Below are 16,293 nucleotides of genomic sequence, written 5' to 3'. Positions count from 1 at the left end.
CGGGAGGTCGGTCCGGGTCGTGGGGGCGGAGCTGTGGATACGCTCCAGCACCTGATCGATGTTCAGACCGGTCTTGGCCGAGACGCGGGGGGCGTCGAGGCAGGGCAGGCCGATGACATCCTCCACCTCCTGCGCCACCTCGTCCGGATGGGCCGAGGGCAGGTCGATCTTATTCAGGATGGGCACCAGCTCGAGGTCGTGCTCCAGCGCCATATAGGTGTTGGCGAGGGTCTGGGCCTCCACGCCCTGCGTGGCGTCCACCACGAGGATGGCACCTTCACAGGCGGCGAGGCTGCGGCTGACCTCGTAGGCGAAGTCCACATGGCCCGGGGTGTCGATGAGGTTGAACTCGTACACCTTGCCGTCCTTGGCGGTGTAGTTCATGGTGACGGCGCGGGCCTTGATGGTGATGCCGCGCTCCCGCTCGATGTCCATGTTGTCGAGGATCTGGTCCTCCATCGTCCGCTCGTCCACGCTCTTGGTCAGCTCGAGGATGCGGTCGGACAGGGTGGATTTGCCGTGGTCGATGTGCGCGATGATGCAGAAGTTGCGGATGTTGTCTCTTGCCATGTAGTTCCTCCGAAATTTATAGGATCCAGTCTTCGACGGCCTTGACGCCGCCGTTTTCCAGATAAACGCGGGGCACCCGGCGGGAAACGCCGCAGAGCACCTCGTAAGAAATGGTATCGGTCTTGCGGGCGATGGTCTCGGCGCTGTCGCTCACCGTGCCGCCCCAGAGGATGGCCTCATCCCCCTCCCGCACGTCGGGCAGGGCGGAAACGTCCACCATCAGCTGGTCCATGCAGACCCGGCCCAGCACCGGGCAGGGTCTGCCCTTGATCTCCACGATGCCCTTGCCGCAGCTCAGCAGACGGGGGTAGCCGTCGGCGTACCCGGCGCAGAGGGTGGCGACCTTGGTGGGCTTTTCGGCGGTGAAGCGGCGTCCGTAGCTGGCCGACTGGCCGGGCTGCATCTCCTTTACCATGCTGACGATGGTCTTCAGCTTCATCACCGGGCGGAAAACGCCGAAGCGCACCTCGTCGCTGGGGTCGAAGCCGTAAAGGATGATGCCGGGACGAGCCATGCAGCGGGTGCGGGGCAGACCGGCGGGCCAGTCGGGGTGGAGCATCACCCCGGCGGAGTTGTCGCAGTGGACGACGGCAGGCTCGAACCCGGCCTCGGCGAGGCCCTGACAGGCCCGGACGAAGAGGGCGTGCTGCCCGCTGGTATAGGCCACGCTGTCGGCGGTGTCGTCGTCGGCAACGGCAAAGTGCTGGAACAGGCCCGTGACCCGGAGACCGGGCAGGCGGCAGACTTCCAGCATCCCGGCCAGCGCGGCGTCAAAGTCGGTGCGGAGCGCAAAGCCGATGCGGCCCATGCCGGTGTCGGCCTTGAGGTGGACATCCACCGTCCCGCCTGCGGCGGAGGCTGCCTCACTGAGGGCCTTGGCCTGCGACAGGGAGTAGCAGGCGGCGGTGATGTTCTGCTCCATCAGGACCGCTGCGCAGCCCGGCTCCACATGGCCCAGAATGAGGATGGGCAGGCGCAGCCCGGCCTGACGGAGCTGACGGGCCTCGGCCAGACAGCTCACGGCCAACCATGCGGCCCCTTCCTCGGCGAAGACCTTGGCGCATTCCACAGCGCCGTGACCGTAGCTGTCCGCCTTGACGACGGCACACAGCGGCATCTCGCCGGCCCGGGACTTCACAATACGGAAATTGTGGCGCAGGGCATCCAGATCGATCTCGGCCCAGACGTGTTTTTCAAAGAGTGGTGTCTGCATGGGCAGTGTCCTCCTTATTTGATGTGCGGGCCGGGTGCAGGGGACGCCAGCCGTCGATGCCGCTTTCCTGCAAGGCGTGGAGCGTCTTCTGCCGGAAAGCCCGGTCGGTGCGGCAGCGCTCCCGGACGAAGTCCTTGGTGTCCTCCCGGGTGGTCACGCCGTCGGCGGGGCAGCGGCTTTTCACGATGGGGAAGCCCGACTCTTTCACGGCAGTGCGCACCTCCTGCTCGGTGGCGAGGAGGAGCGGCCGGATGAGGGTCAGGCCCCGGTCGGACAGCTCCGTCACCGGCGAAAAACAGCCGATGCGGCCCTCCCGCCAGAGATTCATGTAAAAGGTCTCGATGGCGTCGTCGAGGTGATGGCCCAGCGCCACCTTGTTGCAGCCCAGCTCTTCGGCGGCGGCATGGAGAGCGCCCCGGCGCAGATTGGCGCAGAGAGAGCAGGGATTTTTCTCCTTCCGGTAATCGAAGACGATGGGGCCGATGAGGGTGCGGCGCACCTCGTAGGGCACACCGTACTGCCGGAAAAGGGCTTCCAGCGCGGAGTAGTCCACCGGCTGTCCCCCGAACTGGGGGTCGAGGGTGACGGCTGTCACCTCAAAGGGAAAGCCGAGGTACTGCCGCAGCTGCGCAAGGCCCACCGTCAGAGCCACGCTGTCCTTGCCGCCCGAAACGCCCACGAGGACGCGGTCGCCGGGGGAAAGCATCTCATACTGCTGAACGGCTTTGCGCATCAGGCCGCAGAGCCGCTGCATCGCTTTCGTGCCGCTCATGACAGGCTCACGCTCTCCACGAGGTTCACGATGTCGCTGATGGAGGCCAGTTTGGTTAGCGCAGAGACGTAGATGACATCGCCGGTGTCGTATTCGATGGTGGCCAGCACGGCGTAGTAAGCCTGAATGTCACAGCGCACGGCGGTGACGGCTGCACCGTCGATGTTCAGGTTGACTTTCCGGGGGCTGATGACGCCGTAGGCCTGCTTGAGGTCGCGCTCCGACTGGCCGATAAAGTCCTCGTAGGAGTCCTTCGTACCCCTCTGGAGCAGCACGACCTGGTAGTTGGCGTCATCGCTGCTCTGGGCGGAGGCCAGCTCCAGCGCACGGCCAAGGGTGGCGTCCTCGGTCATCTCGCAGACCGGCCAGACGGCGGACTCATAATAGACCGAGATGCCGTTTTCGGCGGTATAGCGGGTGTCGGGAGAAGCGGGGGTGCGGCGGTTGACCGCGAGGGTCAGAACAAAATAGGCCAGTGCGCCCAGCAGGACGATGATGCCCATGGCGAGCAGCAGGCGGAAAGAGCGCTGCTGTGCGCTGTCGCGCTGGTGGATGTCTTTCGGCATGAGGGGGTATCCTCCTTATAAAAGTAGGGGTCGGCCCCGGGGTGGGGCTGTATCCTTTTTAGTATAACATACTCAGCGCCAAAATTGTAGCGCCGTGCCGCAAAAAGCAGACCGAAAATACGATTCGAGAAAACATGAGATTTCGAGAGAAAACAAGAGAAAACAAGAGATTCAAAAAACTGAGCCGAAAAAATCGGAAAATACTGTTGACAGGCGGCTCCCGGGGATGTATACTAACACTCGCGCCCCCAAAAGGCGCATTGAACCGTTGAAACACTTATCAGGAGGAAATAGATATGAGCACTACTCTCGTCAAGCCCGCTGAAGTCGAGCGCAAGTGGTATCTGCTCGACGCTGCCGGCAAGAGCCTGGGCCACGTCGCTGCTGAGGCTGCTGTTCTGCTGCGCGGCAAGCAGAAGGTCGATTATACCCCCAATGTTGACTGCGGCGATTACGTCGTCGTCATCAACTGCGACAAGGCTGTCCTGACCGGCAAGAAGGCCGAGCAGAAGTTCCACATCACCCACAGCAAGTTCATCGGCGGCCTGAAGAAGGTCCAGTACAGCAAGCTGATGGCTGAGAACAGCGATCTGGCCATGACCTACGCTGTCAAGGGCATGATCCCTTCCAACACCATCGGTGCTAAGGCTCTGACCCGCCTGCACTGCTACCAGGGTGCCGAGCACGCTCACGCAGCTCAGAAGCCCGAGAAGATCGAGTTCTAAGAAGGAGGCAATCGAACATGTACGAAACCAAACCTTATTTCTACGGCACTGGTCGTCGTAAGGATTCCGTTGCCCGCGTTCGCGTTTATCAGGGCACTGGCAAGGTCACCATCAATGACCGTGACATCGACAACTACTTCGGTCTGGAGACCCTGAAGCTGATCGTCCGCTCTCCGCTGGTCCTGCTGGGCCTCGAGGGCAAGTATGACGTCGTCGTCCGCGTTTCCGGCGGCGGTGTTTCCGGTCAGGCTGGCGCTATCCGCCACGGCCTGAGCCGCGCCCTGCTGCAGCAGAGCGACGAGAACCGCTCTGTCCTGAAGAAGGCTGGCTTCCTGACCCGCGATCCTCGTATGAAGGAGCGCAAGAAGTACGGTCTGAAGGCTGCACGTCGTGCACCCCAGTTCAGCAAGCGCTGATTTTACCGGTACTGCGATTTTACGGCTCTGCTTCGGCAGAGCCGTTTTTGTTTGTCATACGCTTTTCCTGCTGGACTGGGGGGCACGACTGCGCAGGCCGGTAAAAGTAAACTTTTTTCCAGATGGCTTGACATTTTTGCTGTTTGGCATATAATGAAAGTAGCCAAAGGAAACTGGCTGGAGAGTTCATTTGCGCACCAAAAGCGAACCCCCTCGGAGTGTGAGTCCGAGGGGGTTCTTTTGGGCTTACTTACCCTTGCGGTGGCTGTCAAGCCACTTGCAGATGTAGTACGAAACTACATTCGCTGCGACAGTCACGAGGAAACTGTTGAACGGAGAGTCCATTTTGCACACCCCCTCCCTGTTGCCAGAGTAGGTAAGGGCAGCGATACCAGTATAACACAGCAGCAAAAGGAACGCAAACTTTGTCGAAGCGGGGCAAAAGAGAAAAATCGAACTTCCTTTCTCCCCCTCTTGACAAAAGCGAAAAAAGAGGCTATTATAGCCTGTAGACAGACAATGGAGCCTGGGGTGTGTTCACCCTAGGCTTTTTTCTTTGGAATGTCTTGGGAAATGCCTCGCTGCGGGCCGATAGAGGGGGTCCGCAGCGAAGAAAACTGGAATGTGGGACCACGGCAGAAAGGTGTCTGCCGGGCCGCAAAAGAGGAAAAGGAGAAGGTATCATGAACGAGAATGTTGATAGTCTGATGATTCGTCTGGTCGGTCTTGCACTGGCTGTTCTGATGATGGCAGGCATGACCATCTATACGGGCCTTTTCCCGAAGACATCTGCAAAGGCCGCTGACACCCACGCCGCTGTCATCAGTGTGCAGGAGGACTATGTGGCAGCGGAGGATGTTCAGCAGAACGTCTGAGTGGTTCATTCTTCAAATATAAGAGAGGCGCACCTCGGAGCAGTTCGCTCCGGGGTGCGCCTTCTTCGCCGCAAAAAAGGCGGCGGTATTGTGCTGTAAAGCGTCCCACGGTTGCGACGAATAAAGTCGAAAAGCTTCTATTTTCGTCAAAACGCTAAAGAAAATCTCGGAGAACTGTGCGCAACTCTGAATCTACGGAAAAATATTGACAGCGTTTGGTCAAAAAGTGTAGAATGCAGACAAGAAGGCCTGCCCGAAAACGGCAGTCCACAACGGACGAAAACACAGATAAAGGAGGAATTTTCCATGAAATTGTTCAAGAAGCTCGCGGCCGCCGCACTGGCTGGTGTGATGGCACTGTCCCTGCTGACCGGCTGTGCCCTCGGGGATGCCGCGAAAGAGAATGCGATGCTGAAGGCATTGCAGACGGTGGGCGATTCGTATCTAGTCAAAGTCTCTGAGAGCGACAGCTTGAGTAAGAAGGCCGGTGGCATATTCAAGGCTTTTAAGGTCGCAGAGGGGACAGCTTGGGACATAGATGAGCTGCGGAACATCGAGGAGTGGCCTGATGACATCAGTACAGAGGTGACTTATCAAGATATTCATTATCTGGTCGTCGTTCTCAAGATGCCCAAAAATGCAAAGGATTCCACAAAATGGGGCTATCCGGCTGATGTTATTTATGATGGCCTTGAAGACTGCGTCGAAACGGATGAAGATGGCAACAGAACGCTGAAAGTCGGCTTTGATGTCATGAACGATGCAAAGCTGACCGACACGCAGGAAAAAGCCGAAGACTACATGGTCGTCTTTGCAAAGATCCCTGAAGCTCAAGACGGCGGAGACATCAACATCTGAACCTGATTTTTAGTTGAACCACTGATTTTCTCCAATAAAAAAGCAGCGCCCCGGAGCTGATCGCTCCGGGGCGCTGCTGCGTTTTCAGCGTTTCTGCTGCTTGAGGCGGGTCATGAAGTCGTCGGCTTCGATGGCCTCGGGGGTAAAGCTGTTGTTGTTCCACCAGCTGGCGAGGGCGGCGGCGACGGTGAGGCCGCTGGAAATGAGCTGTTCCAGCTGGGCGCTCTCGATGGGCAGGATGGGCTTGCCCACGGCGCTGAGAACCTGATTGGTCAGGGCCAGAGCCAGCGCAGCGGTGCGGGCCAGAGTGGATGCAGAGATGTTGTGATGAGTCATAAGGAGTACCTCTCTTTCTGATTTCATGATATGTGTGTTGTTGTCAGTCGGCTTCCCGCAGCACGACAGTGCCCGCGAAGATGAGGGTGGTGTCGCCGTCGTAGTAGGCGCTGCCGTGGGCGATGTCGATGAAGTCATTCTCCTCCACCCACCCGGCCTCCACCGAGGGCGGATAGAAGTTGTTGACGGCGGACAGGTACAGCTGATACTCCACGCCTTTTTCCAGCGGAAAACCGCCCATGTCGAGGACGACATCGTTGTAGCCTCGGATGAGTTCCAGCGAGAGGTCCACCAGCGGGGTGGTGGAGCCGTACCGGCGCAGGATGGCCCGCATCTTTCCGGCCACAAAGCCTTTGATGCGGAATTCCAGCGCGCGGAGCAGGAGGCCGGACTTTTTGGCAGTCAGGGGCATGGAAAACTCGGCGTGGGAGGGAGCGGCGTCCCACGCGGGGATGCTACCGCTGGCGTCGTGGGCCGTCTCGATGCGGTAGACGGCGGGGGTCACGGTGACGGTGCAGCTGTCGCTCTTGGTGTCGGAGACGGCGGTGACGACGGCGGTGCCTTTCTTGAGGCCGGTGACGCGGCCTGCCTCCACCGAGACGACGTCCTCCGGCGAAGCGCTCCAAAGCACCGTCTGGTCGGTGGCGTCCGGAGGCGTGATGGAGACGCTGAGGTCGGCGGAGCTGAGCCGGGGCAGTTCCAGAGTGTGCTGGCTCAGAGCCACCTTCTGGACGGGGATGATGTCCGGCTCGGGCAGGGGCGTGGGCGGCGTGGTGTCCCACAGTTTTTTCAGGGCGGTCAGGTCGTCCTGTGCGCTGCTGCCGGTGTAGCTGGCGGCGTCCAGCAGCTTGAGCAGAAGGGCTTTTTCCTCGCTGCCCAGCCCGCTGAGGCGGTCGGCGCTCACGGTGTCGGTGGTCAGCGCGCCGGTGGCGGCATCCACCTTCACCACCCGCACCAGCTGGCCCGCCTGCGGCAGGACGGGGCGGGGCGTTGCCCAGACGTCCAGCGCGTTCAGCCGGACCGCGCCGCTCCTGCCGTTGACGCTCAGGACAGCGCCCTCGCCGGGCGCGTAGGAGGCCGCACGCTCGGCAGCGGCCTCTGCCTGTTCGGCATAGCCTGCGGCCAGCGTGGCGCTGGCGGCGGTCTGCTGGGCTGAGGCTGCTGCCTCGCTGGCGCTCTGCTTGGCGTTCTCCTCGCCGGAGGCCGCCCGCTTGGCGGCCTCGGCGGCGGCGTTGGCGCTGGCGACCACCCGGGCGATGAACTGCTCGTAGACCGAGGGCGTCAGCTCCTCGCCCCCGCCCTCGGTGGGGAGGATGTCGTGGACATCATACTGGCCGGGCCGGGTGTAGGCGATGTAGCCCTCGCCGTTGGCGGCGGCCAGCATCCACTCGCCGCTGGCCCAGCCGGTGAAGCTGCGGCCCACCCGGACGCGGCCCGCTTCGTCCAGCTCCAAAGGCTCGGCCAGTGTGCCGTCGGCGTGGCGGATGTGGAGGGTGACGATGCACCCGGCCCACTGCCGGGGCAGGGCAAATTCCAGCCAGTCCACGCCTTCGGCCTTCTGTGCGCCCAGATGCAGCCGGTGGGGCTGGGCGAGAAATTCGGTGCCGCCGAAGTCCCGGGCGGTAATGTTGATCTGCATGGTGAAAACTCCTTTCGTTTGGTTTTGCATCTGGCCTGATTGTAGCGCAGAGCGGCAAGGCGTGGGAGAGTACACTTTTTTATTTGGAATTTGGTGGGTTCGGCATTTTGCCAAACGGCATTTTCGGGGAGAAATTACCCCCTGTTTCTGGCCGGAAAATAAGGGGAAAACAGCCCGTAATTTGTGTCGGAAATGGGCCTGTCAAGGCCGGTTTGACGCCGCAAAGATGCTCTGCGATACTGCAAAAAACGGCCCGGAAAGCGCGGCGGAAATGTTAAAAATATATGAACGGATAAGAGCCGAAAATTGCGAAAAAATCGGAGAGAAACCATTGAATTTCATGAAATCGAGTGAAAACTATGTACAGATTGCACAAAAAACTATGTGAAGCAATTATCAAACTCGAGGCCCCCGATTTGACAAAACGGCTCCGGTCTGCTAAAATAACGTCCGCTCAACACACGTTGCAGCGCATAAAATTCATCACGGTGAAGTGAAAAGCCGCATTTGCGGCGCCCGCTGTGCGGGGTAACTGCGCACAGTTTGGCGGGCCTTGAGATACAGGCCCGCTGTCCATTCCAAAATCTGAAAAGAGAGGAGTTGTCTCGTATCGCTTCCGTCAAATTTAAAAAAGCATTGTCTGGCTGCACCCGTGCAGCCTCGTCCCGTGTGCTGGCGTTCTGCGTCATGGCTGTGTGCCTTCTGTTCACGCTGGCCGTGACCGCCGCGAATCTGCGGCTGACCTACGTCACAGACTCCCACGGTGTGCGGCAGGTGGTCCTCACCTCTGAGAGCGACCCCGCCCGTGTTATGAGCCTTTCCGGCATCGAGGCCGAGGAGGGAGACGAAGTCTACTACACTGCCTTCGCCGGCAGTCTGGCATCCCTGAACATCGAGCGTGCCTTCAGCGTCACCATCGAGGCAGACGGGCAGGAATACCCCGTCCGGATGGTGATGGGCACGGTGGCCGACGCGCTGGAACGCGCCGGCATCACGCTGGATGCGGATGACTACACCGAGCCGGCGCTGAGTGCGCGCGTCACGGCGGGCAGCAAGATCGAAGTCCACCGTGTCGAGTATCAGGATAAGGTGGAGACGCAGGCCGTCCCCTATGACACCGAATATGTCTACACCAGCCTCTACTTCCGCAACACCGGCCGCGCCACCACGATGCAGCACGGCGCGGAGGGCCAGCAGACCGTCACCACCCGCGAGCGCTGGGTGGACGGTGAGCTGGAGAACAGCGTCGTCACCGATGTGACCACCACCGTGGAGCCGACCGACCATGTGGTCAAGACCTACGGCGCAGGTGCGCCCGTCTCGCCCCTGACCGGCCCGGACGGCACCACCAACGCCCCCGCCAGCTACAGCAAAGTCCTCACCGGCAAGGCCACCGGCTACTATTCCAAGTCCGGCAAAGGCTCCTCCGGTCTGGGTCTGGGGTATGGCACCGTGGCCGTTGACCCCAGCGTCATCCCCTACGGCACCCTGCTGTATATCACTTCCACCGACGGCAGCTTCGTCTATGGCTACGCTGTGGCCACGGACACCGGCATCGCCGTGCAGGATGGCCGCATCCTCGTGGACCTGTTCTACGAGACCTACGCGGAGTCGGTCATCAACGGCGCCATCAACGTCAACGTCTATGTCGTGGGCTGATGGGCCTGGAGAAGAACTGAAGTAAAAGAATGGAAAAGCATCCGCTCTGTTTTTGTGCCAAATGCGCGAAAACCGGGGCGGATGCTTCTTTTTTGCCCGGAATCTGTCATGTTTGCTGATAATTCTTGTCTAAAATTAGAGATGTTGTATATATAAGAAAAATATCAACGAAAAGATTATGGTATATTTTCCAAGAAAACCCTTGAAAAATCCGACGAAATTCTTTAATATAAGAGAGTAAAAGGCACAGCGCTGCCCATGCGGCCTGTGCGGGGAGGAGCTGTTTATGAAACCGACTGAGGAAAAGACCCACAGCAATCCATCGGATCTTCCGGTGTATTTGTTCAAGCAGGGCAACAACTGTGAAGCATACCGCTATTTTGGCGCACACATCGAGCAGCGGGCCGGGGAGACGGGCGTGGTGTTCCGCGTCTGGGCACCGCACGCGACGGCCATCAGCGTGGTAGGCGATTTCAATAGTTGGAAACCGGGCAGCCACCCGATGCGCAAGGTGGACGGCGATTCCGTATGGGAGCTGTTCATCCCGGGCATGAAGGAATATGACGTATACAAATACTGCGTGACCACCCGTTCGGGCGACCTCGTCTACAAGGCCGACCCCTATGCGTTCCACGCCGAGACCCGCCCCTCGAACGGCAGCAAGGTCTATGACCTGAACGGCTTCGTCTGGCACGATGAGGCATGGCAGAGCGCCCAGAAGAAGATGGACGTTATCAACGGGCCGATGAACATCTACGAGATGCACGCCGGCAGCTGGAAGATGAAGGAGGGCGGCCTGCCCTACAACTACTCCGAGCTGGCCGACGAGCTGATCCCCTACATCACCGAGATGGGCTACACCCACGTCGAGCTGCTGCCCGTCATGGAGTACCCCTTCGACGGCAGCTGGGGCTATCAGGTGACGGGCTACTTTGCCCCCACCAGCCGCTACGGCACCCCGAAGGACCTGATGGCCTTCGTGGACAAGATGCACGAGGCGGGCATCGGCGTCATCATGGACTGGGTGCCGGCCCACTTCCCGAAAGACCAGTTCGGCCTGTACAACTTCGACGGCGAGGCCTGCTATGAGGACCCGAACCCCAAGCGCGGCGAGCACAAGGAGTGGGGCACGATGGTGTTCGACTTCGGCCGTAGCGAGGTGCAGAGCTTCCTCATCTCCAGCGCTCTCTACTGGCTGGAGCAGTACCACATCGACGGCCTGCGGGTGGATGCCGTGGCCTCCATGCTCTATCTGGACTACAACCGCAAGCAGGGTGAGTGGGAGCCGAACAAGAACGGCGGCAAGGAGAACCTTGAGGCCGTGGCCTTCCTGCAGAAGCTCAACAACACGGTTCTGGGCCGCCACCCCCACAAATACATGATTGCGGAGGAGTCCACCGCATGGCCGATGGTCACAAAGCCTGCTTCGGACGGCGGCCTCGGCTTCAACTTCAAGTGGAACATGGGTTGGATGAACGATATGCTCAGCTACATGAAGACCGACCCGCTCTTCCGCGCAGGCAACCACAACAAAGTCACCTTCAGCTTCTTCTATGCCTTCAGCGAGAACTTTGTGCTGCCCATCAGCCACGACGAGGTCGTCCACGGCAAGGGGAGCCTCATCAACAAGATGCCCGGAGATTATGAGGCCAAGTTCGCAAATCTGCGCACCTTCTTCGGCTACATGATGGCACACCCCGGCAAGAAGCTGCTGTTCATGGGTCAGGAGTTCGGCCAGTTCACCGAGTGGAACGAGGCCAAGCCGCTGGACTGGATGCTGCTGGGCTACGACAAGCACACCGAGCTGCAGACCTACGTCAAGACCCTGAATAAATTCTACAAGGACAATCCCGCCTTCTGGCAGATCGATTACAGCTGGGAGGGCTTCCAGTGGATCGTCCCCGACGACTCACGGCAGAGCGTCGTGGCCTTCCTGCGCAAGGACGCCAGCGGCAAGCAGATCCTCGTGGTCTGCAACTTCAACCCCGTCCTGCGCGAGGGCTATACGCTGGGCGCACCGAACTCCGGCACCTACAAGGAGATCCTGAACAGCGACGACGAGGCCTTCGGCGGCTCCGGCAGCGTCCACAACAAGGCTGTCCGCACCAAGAAGAAGCCGCTCCACGGCTTCGAGCAGAGCATCACCATCACGCTGCCCCCCATGAGCGTGCTCTACTTTGAGGTGCCTGCAAAGCGCACCCGCAAGACGGCGGAGGACAAGGCTGAGGCCAAGACCGAAAAGGCCGCATCCAAGAAGACCGCGAAGACCGCCAAGGCCGAAAAGGCAGAGGAGAAGACCCCTGCCAAGCGCACCCGCAAGCCCAAGGCAGCTCCGGCGGCGGAAGAGAAAGCTCCTGCCAAGCGGGGCCGCAAGCCCAAGACCGAGGCCGCCCCGGCAGAGGAAAAGGCCCCGGCAAAGCGGGGCCGGAAGCCCAAGGCTGAGAAGGCGGAGGAGGCAAAGCCTGCCCGCAAGCCCCGCGCCAAAAAGGCGGATAAGGCCGAAAAATAAGGCAGACGGACCGACCAACATTGTTGAACCATTTCCACCAAATATCAGGAAATGTTTAAAGGGGAGAATAAAGCTATGGCTAAAGAAATCGTGGCAATGATCCTTGCCGGCGGACGTGGCTCGCGCTTGTACGCGCTGACACAGAAAACGGCAAAACCGGCGGTGTCCTTCGGCGGCAAATACCGCATCGTGGACTTCCCGCTGTCCAACTGCGTAAACTCCAGCATCGATACCGTTGGTATTGCGACCCAGTATCAGCCCCAGAAGCTGAACGAGTACATCGGCAACGGCCAGCCTTGGGACCTCGACCGTCTGTATGGCGGCGTCCACACCCTGCCTCCTTATGAGCAGGCAAAGGGCACCGACTGGTACAAGGGCACCGCAAACGCCATCTACCAGAATATCAGCTTCATCGACAGCTATGACCCGGAGTATGTCATCATCCTGTCCGGCGACCAGATCTGCAAGCAGGATTACGCCGACTTCCTCCGCTTCCACAAGGAGAAGGGCGCAGAGTTCTCTGTGGCCGTCATGGAGGTCGATTGGAAGGAAGCATCCCGCTTCGGCCTGATGGTCGCAGACGAGGACGACAAGATCACTGAGTTCCAGGAGAAGCCCCCTGTCCCGAAGTCCAATCTGGCTTCCATGGGCATCTACATCTTCAACTGGGACGTCCTCAAGAAGTATCTGGAAGAGGACGAGGCAGACCCCAACTCCAAGAACGACTTCGGCATGAACATCATCCCCGCGCTGCTGCGGGACGGCCGCAAGATGTATGCATACCACTTCAACGGCTACTGGCGTGACGTGGGCACTATCGACAGCCTGTGGGAAGCCAACATGGAGGTCCTCGACCCCGAGAACTCCGGCATCGACATTTTCGACGAGAAGTGGAAGATCTACAGCCGCAACCCCGTGCTGCCCGCCCAGAAGATCGGCCCCCGCGCCGTGGTGCAGGACTCCCTCATCACCGAGGGCTGCCAGATCTATGGCCGCGTCGAGCACTCTGTCCTGAGCGCCGGCGTTGTGGTGGAAGAGGGCGCAACGGTGAAGGATGCCGTCCTGATGGATGGCGTCGTGGTCAAGGCAGGCGCAGTGGTCAAGCGCTGCATCCTCGCTGAGAACGTCGTGGTGGGCGCAGGTGCCAAGGTCGGCGGCGACGGCCCCATCGCACATGTCGGCACCGGTCTGACCATCGGCGCAGGCGCTACCGTCAAAGAGGGCGCCAAAGTATTTGATTCCGTCAAGGAGGGCGAGGAAGTATGCTGAGCCAGAACAACAATGCGTTGGGCATCATTTTCCCCAACAGCTATGATAATACCGTCCCTGAGCTTGTGACCGAGCGCGCAATGGCCTCGATCCCCTTCGCAGGCCGTTACCGCATGGTGGACTTTGTCCTGTCCAGCATGGCCAACTGCGGCATCTCCAACGTGTCTATCGTGGTGCGTAAGAACTACCACTCTCTGATGGATCATCTGGGCACCGGCCGCGAGTGGGATATGGCCCGCCGCCATGGCGGCCTGAACATCGTCCCGCCCTTTGCAGAGAAGGGTGTGCGCATCTACTCGGGCCGCGTCGAGGCTCTTGGCTCTATCCTGAGCTTCCTCGAGAACCAGAAGGAGCGCTATGTGGTCATGAGCGATGCCAACATCGCCATCAACTATGACTTTAATGCCCTGCTGGCTGCCCATCAGGCCAGCGGCGCAGACGTCACCGTGGCCTACCAGAAGACCGAGATCCCCGAGGGCCGCAAGAACGACAACTACACCCTGACCGTCGATGCCGACGGCCGCGTGACCGAGCTGCTGTTCAACGACTACCGCCCCGGCAAGCAGAACCTCGACCTGAACATCTACGTCATGGAGCGCCAGACCCTCATCAAGCTGGTCAAGGACGCTGCCGCCCGCGGCCTCATCTACTTTGAGCGCGACATTCTGGCCCACAACGTCAATATCCTGAACATCCACGCTCTGGAATACACCGGCTATGTGGCCCATGTCTGCGACATGAAGAGCTACTTCGACGAGAACCTGAAGCTCATCGACGAGAAGAACCTGAACGCCCTCTTCCCCAAGAAGAGCCCCGTCTACACCAAGATCCGCGACGACAACCCCACCCGCTATGTCACCGGCTCCAACGTCAGCAACTCCCTGCTGGCCGACGGCTGCGTCATCGAGGGCACCGTCGAGAACTGTGTGCTGTTCCGCGGTGTCAAGGTCAAGAAGGGTGCCGTCGTCAAGAACTGCGTCCTGATGCAGGACACCGTGGTGGAGGCTGGCGTTGAGCTTGACTGCGTCGTGACGGACAAGAACGTCCGCATCACCGCCGACAAGAAGCTGAGCGGCACCAAGAGCTTCCCTGTCTACGTTCAGAAGAGCCACATCGTCTGATCGACCTTGAATCTCCCATAGGGGCGGCTCCCTCCCCGGTAGCCCCTCTTAAAGAGGGGCGGGGGCACTGTGTGCCCCCGCCCGCTCTTTTTGCCGCAGCGGGAGGAGATACGACATCTGTTTTATCAGGAAGGAGCGAATCTTATGAAGATCCTGTATGCTGCTTCGGAAGCAACCCCCTTTGCGAAGTCCGGCGGTCTGGCCGACGTGGCTGGCTCTCTGCCCAAGGCTCTGGTCAAGGACGGCGTGGACGCCCGCGTCATCATGCCGCTGTACGGCGACCTGAAGTTCCGCGACAAGCTGGAATATGTGACCAACTACTCCGTCCCTGTGGGCTGGCGCAGCCAGTACTGCGGCCTGTTCAAGGCTGAGGTCAACGGCGTGACCTACTACTTCCTCGACAACGAGTATTACTTCAAGCGCCGCGGTCTCTATGGCTTCTACGACGACGGTGAGCGCTTCGCCTTCTTCTCCCGCGCCGTGCTGGAGACCCTGTTTTACATCGACTTCACCCCCGACATCATCAACTGCAACGACTGGCAGACCGCTCTGGTGCCGGTGTACCTGAACCTGTACTATCGCCATCTGGACAAGTTCAACCGCATCAAGACCATCTTTACCATCCATAACATCGCCTATCAGGGCAAGTACGGCACCGAGATCCTGGAAGACACCTGCGGCATCGGCCGCCGCGACCAGCATATCGTGGAGTACGATGGCTGCGCCAACTTCATGAAGGGCGCCATCGAGACGGCGGATAAGATCACCACCGTCAGCCCCACCTATGCACAGGAGATCCTCGACCCGTGGTTCAGCTACGGTCTGGACGCCCTGCTGCGGGAGAAGCAGTACAAGCTCTGCGGCATCCTGAACGGCATCGACATGGAGGCCAACGACCCTGCCACCGACCCCCACATCGCCTGCAACTACGACATCAACAGCTTCGAAACGGGCAAGGCAAAGTGCAAGGAGGCCCTGCAAGATAGGTTCGGCCTCCACAAGGACGGCAGCCCCGTCTTTGCGATGGTCAGCCGCATGGTCGGCATGAAGGGCTTCGACCTCGTCCAGAGCGTGGCTGACGGCCTCGTGGACCGCGGCATCGAGCTGGTCATTCTGGGCAGCGGCGAGAGCCAGTACGAGAACTTCTTCTCGGACCTGTGCGGCCGTCACCCGGGCCGTGTGGGCACCTACATCGGCTTCGAGCCGACCCTGTCTCAGGAGATCTACGCCGGTGCAGACGCCTTTATCATGCCGTCCAAGAGCGAGCCTTGCGGTCTGGCCCAGATGGTCGCCTGCCGTTACGGCACGCCTCCTATCATCCGCGAGACCGGCGGCCTGCGGGACTCCATCCACGACTGCACCCTCGGCGAGGGCAACGGCTTCACCTTTGCGGGCTACAGTGCCCACGAGCTGTACGACGCCTGCTGCCGTGCACAGGATCGCTACTACAGCAAGGAAGACTGGCATAACCTCGTCAAGTACGATATGGAGTGCGACTTCAGCTGGGATGTCTCGGCCAAGAGCTATGAAGGCCTCTACAACGAGACCGCAAACCTCTGGTAAGGGATAGACCAAAGACTCATTTCCGCCCCGGCGGGTACTGCAATGCGCAGCGCCCGCCGGGGCTTTTTTGCGGCTATCGGCGATTTGACGAATCGGCGCGGTGAAATTTGTCAAATCGACAAATTTTCTCTGGGAACTTGACAAAAGTGCAGGGGGGGGGGATCCGACGGTTAATAACACCGAGCCAATCCCTGGGTTAAAA

At 60.0% G+C, this 16,293-nt stretch carries 16 protein-coding genes; 10 read left to right on the top strand and 6 right to left on the bottom strand.

The genetic code is table 11. From position 1 onward, the window contains the following. The 4 genes from ACT8X9_RS09640 to ACT8X9_RS09625 all read right to left on the bottom strand — a co-directional run. The coding region (locus ACT8X9_RS09640) for a GTP-binding protein (RefSeq protein ID WP_444268840.1) at positions 1-570 on the bottom strand (570 nt) is incomplete at its 3' end. 16 nt (positions 571-586) lie between these two features. After that, positions 587-1,783 carry an alanine racemase gene (alr, locus tag ACT8X9_RS09635; protein WP_444268839.1) on the bottom strand — a complete coding sequence of 399 codons (1,197 nt, stop codon included), beginning with the start codon at positions 1,781-1,783 and terminating at the stop codon, positions 587-589. Then, positions 1,764-2,555 carry a tRNA 2-thiocytidine biosynthesis TtcA family protein gene (locus tag ACT8X9_RS09630; protein WP_444268838.1) on the bottom strand — a complete coding sequence of 264 codons (792 nt, stop codon included), beginning with the start codon at positions 2,553-2,555 and terminating at the stop codon, positions 1,764-1,766. The genes alr and ACT8X9_RS09630 overlap by 20 nt, the downstream gene beginning before the upstream one ends. Further along, entirely contained in the window at positions 2,552-3,121 is a 570-nt protein-coding gene (locus ACT8X9_RS09625) for a hypothetical protein (protein WP_227620170.1), read from the bottom strand. Before ACT8X9_RS09625 ends, ACT8X9_RS09630 begins: the two co-directional genes overlap by 4 nt. A gap of 296 nt (positions 3,122-3,417) precedes the next feature. Here ACT8X9_RS09625 and rplM point away from each other — a divergent pair, with 296 nt between their 5' ends. From rplM to ACT8X9_RS09605, 4 genes are all read left to right on the top strand, one after another. Continuing rightward, entirely contained in the window at positions 3,418-3,846 is a 429-nt protein-coding gene (gene rplM, locus ACT8X9_RS09620) for a 50S ribosomal protein L13 (RefSeq protein WP_227620171.1), read from the top strand. Between the two features lie 17 nt (positions 3,847-3,863). After that, entirely contained in the window at positions 3,864-4,262 is a 399-nt protein-coding gene (gene rpsI, locus ACT8X9_RS09615; RefSeq protein ID WP_227620172.1) for a 30S ribosomal protein S9, read from the top strand. Between the two features lie 683 nt (positions 4,263-4,945). Next, positions 4,946-5,137 (top strand): hypothetical protein, encoded by a 192-nt coding sequence (locus tag ACT8X9_RS09610; RefSeq protein ID WP_444268837.1) that lies wholly within the window; start codon positions 4,946-4,948, stop codon positions 5,135-5,137. Positions 5,138-5,443: 306 nt separating this feature from the next. Then, on the top strand, positions 5,444-5,995 hold the full coding sequence (locus ACT8X9_RS09605; RefSeq protein ID WP_444268836.1) for a hypothetical protein: 552 nt from the start codon (positions 5,444-5,446) through the stop codon (positions 5,993-5,995). Between the two features lie 84 nt (positions 5,996-6,079). Here ACT8X9_RS09605 and ACT8X9_RS09600 read toward each other — a convergent pair whose 3' ends face one another. Both ACT8X9_RS09600 and ACT8X9_RS09595 read right to left on the bottom strand, forming a co-directional pair. Then, a complete protein-coding gene (locus ACT8X9_RS09600; protein WP_227620182.1) occupies positions 6,080-6,331 on the bottom strand; it encodes a phage holin in 252 nt (83 codons plus the stop codon). 43 nt (positions 6,332-6,374) lie between these two features. Continuing rightward, positions 6,375-7,970: an Ig-like domain-containing protein gene (locus tag ACT8X9_RS09595; RefSeq protein WP_444268835.1), complete on the bottom strand. Its 1,596-nt coding sequence runs from the start codon at positions 7,968-7,970 to the stop codon at positions 6,375-6,377. A gap of 61 nt (positions 7,971-8,031) precedes the next feature. Here ACT8X9_RS09595 and ACT8X9_RS09590 point away from each other — a divergent pair, with 61 nt between their 5' ends. The 6 genes from ACT8X9_RS09590 (at position 8,032) to ACT8X9_RS09565 (ending at position 16,091) form a co-directional block, all read left to right on the top strand. Next, on the top strand, positions 8,032-8,358 hold the full coding sequence (locus tag ACT8X9_RS09590) for a hypothetical protein (RefSeq protein WP_444268834.1): 327 nt from the start codon (positions 8,032-8,034) through the stop codon (positions 8,356-8,358). 212 nt (positions 8,359-8,570) lie between these two features. Next, positions 8,571-9,629 (top strand): ubiquitin-like domain-containing protein, encoded by a 1,059-nt coding sequence (locus tag ACT8X9_RS09585; RefSeq protein WP_444268833.1) that lies wholly within the window; start codon positions 8,571-8,573, stop codon positions 9,627-9,629. 286 nt (positions 9,630-9,915) lie between these two features. Further along, positions 9,916-12,138 (top strand): 1,4-alpha-glucan branching protein GlgB, encoded by a 2,223-nt coding sequence (gene glgB, locus ACT8X9_RS09580; RefSeq protein WP_444268832.1) that lies wholly within the window; start codon positions 9,916-9,918, stop codon positions 12,136-12,138. A gap of 75 nt (positions 12,139-12,213) precedes the next feature. Next, on the top strand, positions 12,214-13,407 hold the full coding sequence (locus ACT8X9_RS09575; protein ID WP_227620188.1) for a glucose-1-phosphate adenylyltransferase: 1,194 nt from the start codon (positions 12,214-12,216) through the stop codon (positions 13,405-13,407). After that, positions 13,401-14,528 carry a glucose-1-phosphate adenylyltransferase subunit GlgD gene (gene glgD, locus ACT8X9_RS09570; RefSeq protein WP_227620189.1) on the top strand — a complete coding sequence of 376 codons (1,128 nt, stop codon included), beginning with the start codon at positions 13,401-13,403 and terminating at the stop codon, positions 14,526-14,528. Before ACT8X9_RS09575 ends, glgD begins: the two co-directional genes overlap by 7 nt. A gap of 144 nt (positions 14,529-14,672) precedes the next feature. Next, the gene (locus ACT8X9_RS09565; protein ID WP_227621674.1) at positions 14,673-16,091 is read left to right on the top strand and encodes a glycogen synthase; all 1,419 of its coding nucleotides are present in this window, start codon (positions 14,673-14,675) and stop codon (positions 16,089-16,091) included. Positions 16,092-16,293 lie beyond the last annotated feature (202 nt).

Origin of the sequence: Faecalibacterium sp. (assembly GCF_052358865.1) — a bacterium.
In the GTDB taxonomy this organism is placed as follows: Bacteria; Bacillota; Clostridia; order Oscillospirales; family Ruminococcaceae; genus Faecalibacterium; species Faecalibacterium butyricigenerans.
The sequence above is the reverse complement of the archived record's forward strand: the minus strand, read 5'-3'. Positions and strand labels throughout refer to the sequence as shown.

Coding starts and splice junctions, on each gene's coding strand:
- ACT8X9_RS09575 (WP_227620188.1), top strand. CDS start 12,214: ATGGCTAAAGAAATCGTGGCAATGATCCTTGCCGGCGGACGTGGCTCG.
- alr (WP_444268839.1), bottom strand. CDS start 1,783: ATGCAGACACCACTCTTTGAAAAACACGTCTGGGCCGAGATCGATCTG.
- rpsI (WP_227620172.1), top strand. CDS start 3,864: ATGTACGAAACCAAACCTTATTTCTACGGCACTGGTCGTCGTAAGGAT.
- ACT8X9_RS09600 (WP_227620182.1), bottom strand. CDS start 6,331: ATGACTCATCACAACATCTCTGCATCCACTCTGGCCCGCACCGCTGCG.
- rplM (WP_227620171.1), top strand. CDS start 3,418: ATGAGCACTACTCTCGTCAAGCCCGCTGAAGTCGAGCGCAAGTGGTAT.
- glgD (WP_227620189.1), top strand. CDS start 13,401: ATGCTGAGCCAGAACAACAATGCGTTGGGCATCATTTTCCCCAACAGC.
- ACT8X9_RS09595 (WP_444268835.1), bottom strand. CDS start 7,970: ATGCAGATCAACATTACCGCCCGGGACTTCGGCGGCACCGAATTTCTC.
- glgB (WP_444268832.1), top strand. CDS start 9,916: ATGAAACCGACTGAGGAAAAGACCCACAGCAATCCATCGGATCTTCCG.
- ACT8X9_RS09605 (WP_444268836.1), top strand. CDS start 5,444: ATGAAATTGTTCAAGAAGCTCGCGGCCGCCGCACTGGCTGGTGTGATG.
- ACT8X9_RS09610 (WP_444268837.1), top strand. CDS start 4,946: ATGAACGAGAATGTTGATAGTCTGATGATTCGTCTGGTCGGTCTTGCA.
- ACT8X9_RS09625 (WP_227620170.1), bottom strand. CDS start 3,121: ATGCCGAAAGACATCCACCAGCGCGACAGCGCACAGCAGCGCTCTTTC.
- ACT8X9_RS09565 (WP_227621674.1), top strand. CDS start 14,673: ATGAAGATCCTGTATGCTGCTTCGGAAGCAACCCCCTTTGCGAAGTCC.
- ACT8X9_RS09630 (WP_444268838.1), bottom strand. CDS start 2,555: ATGAGCGGCACGAAAGCGATGCAGCGGCTCTGCGGCCTGATGCGCAAA.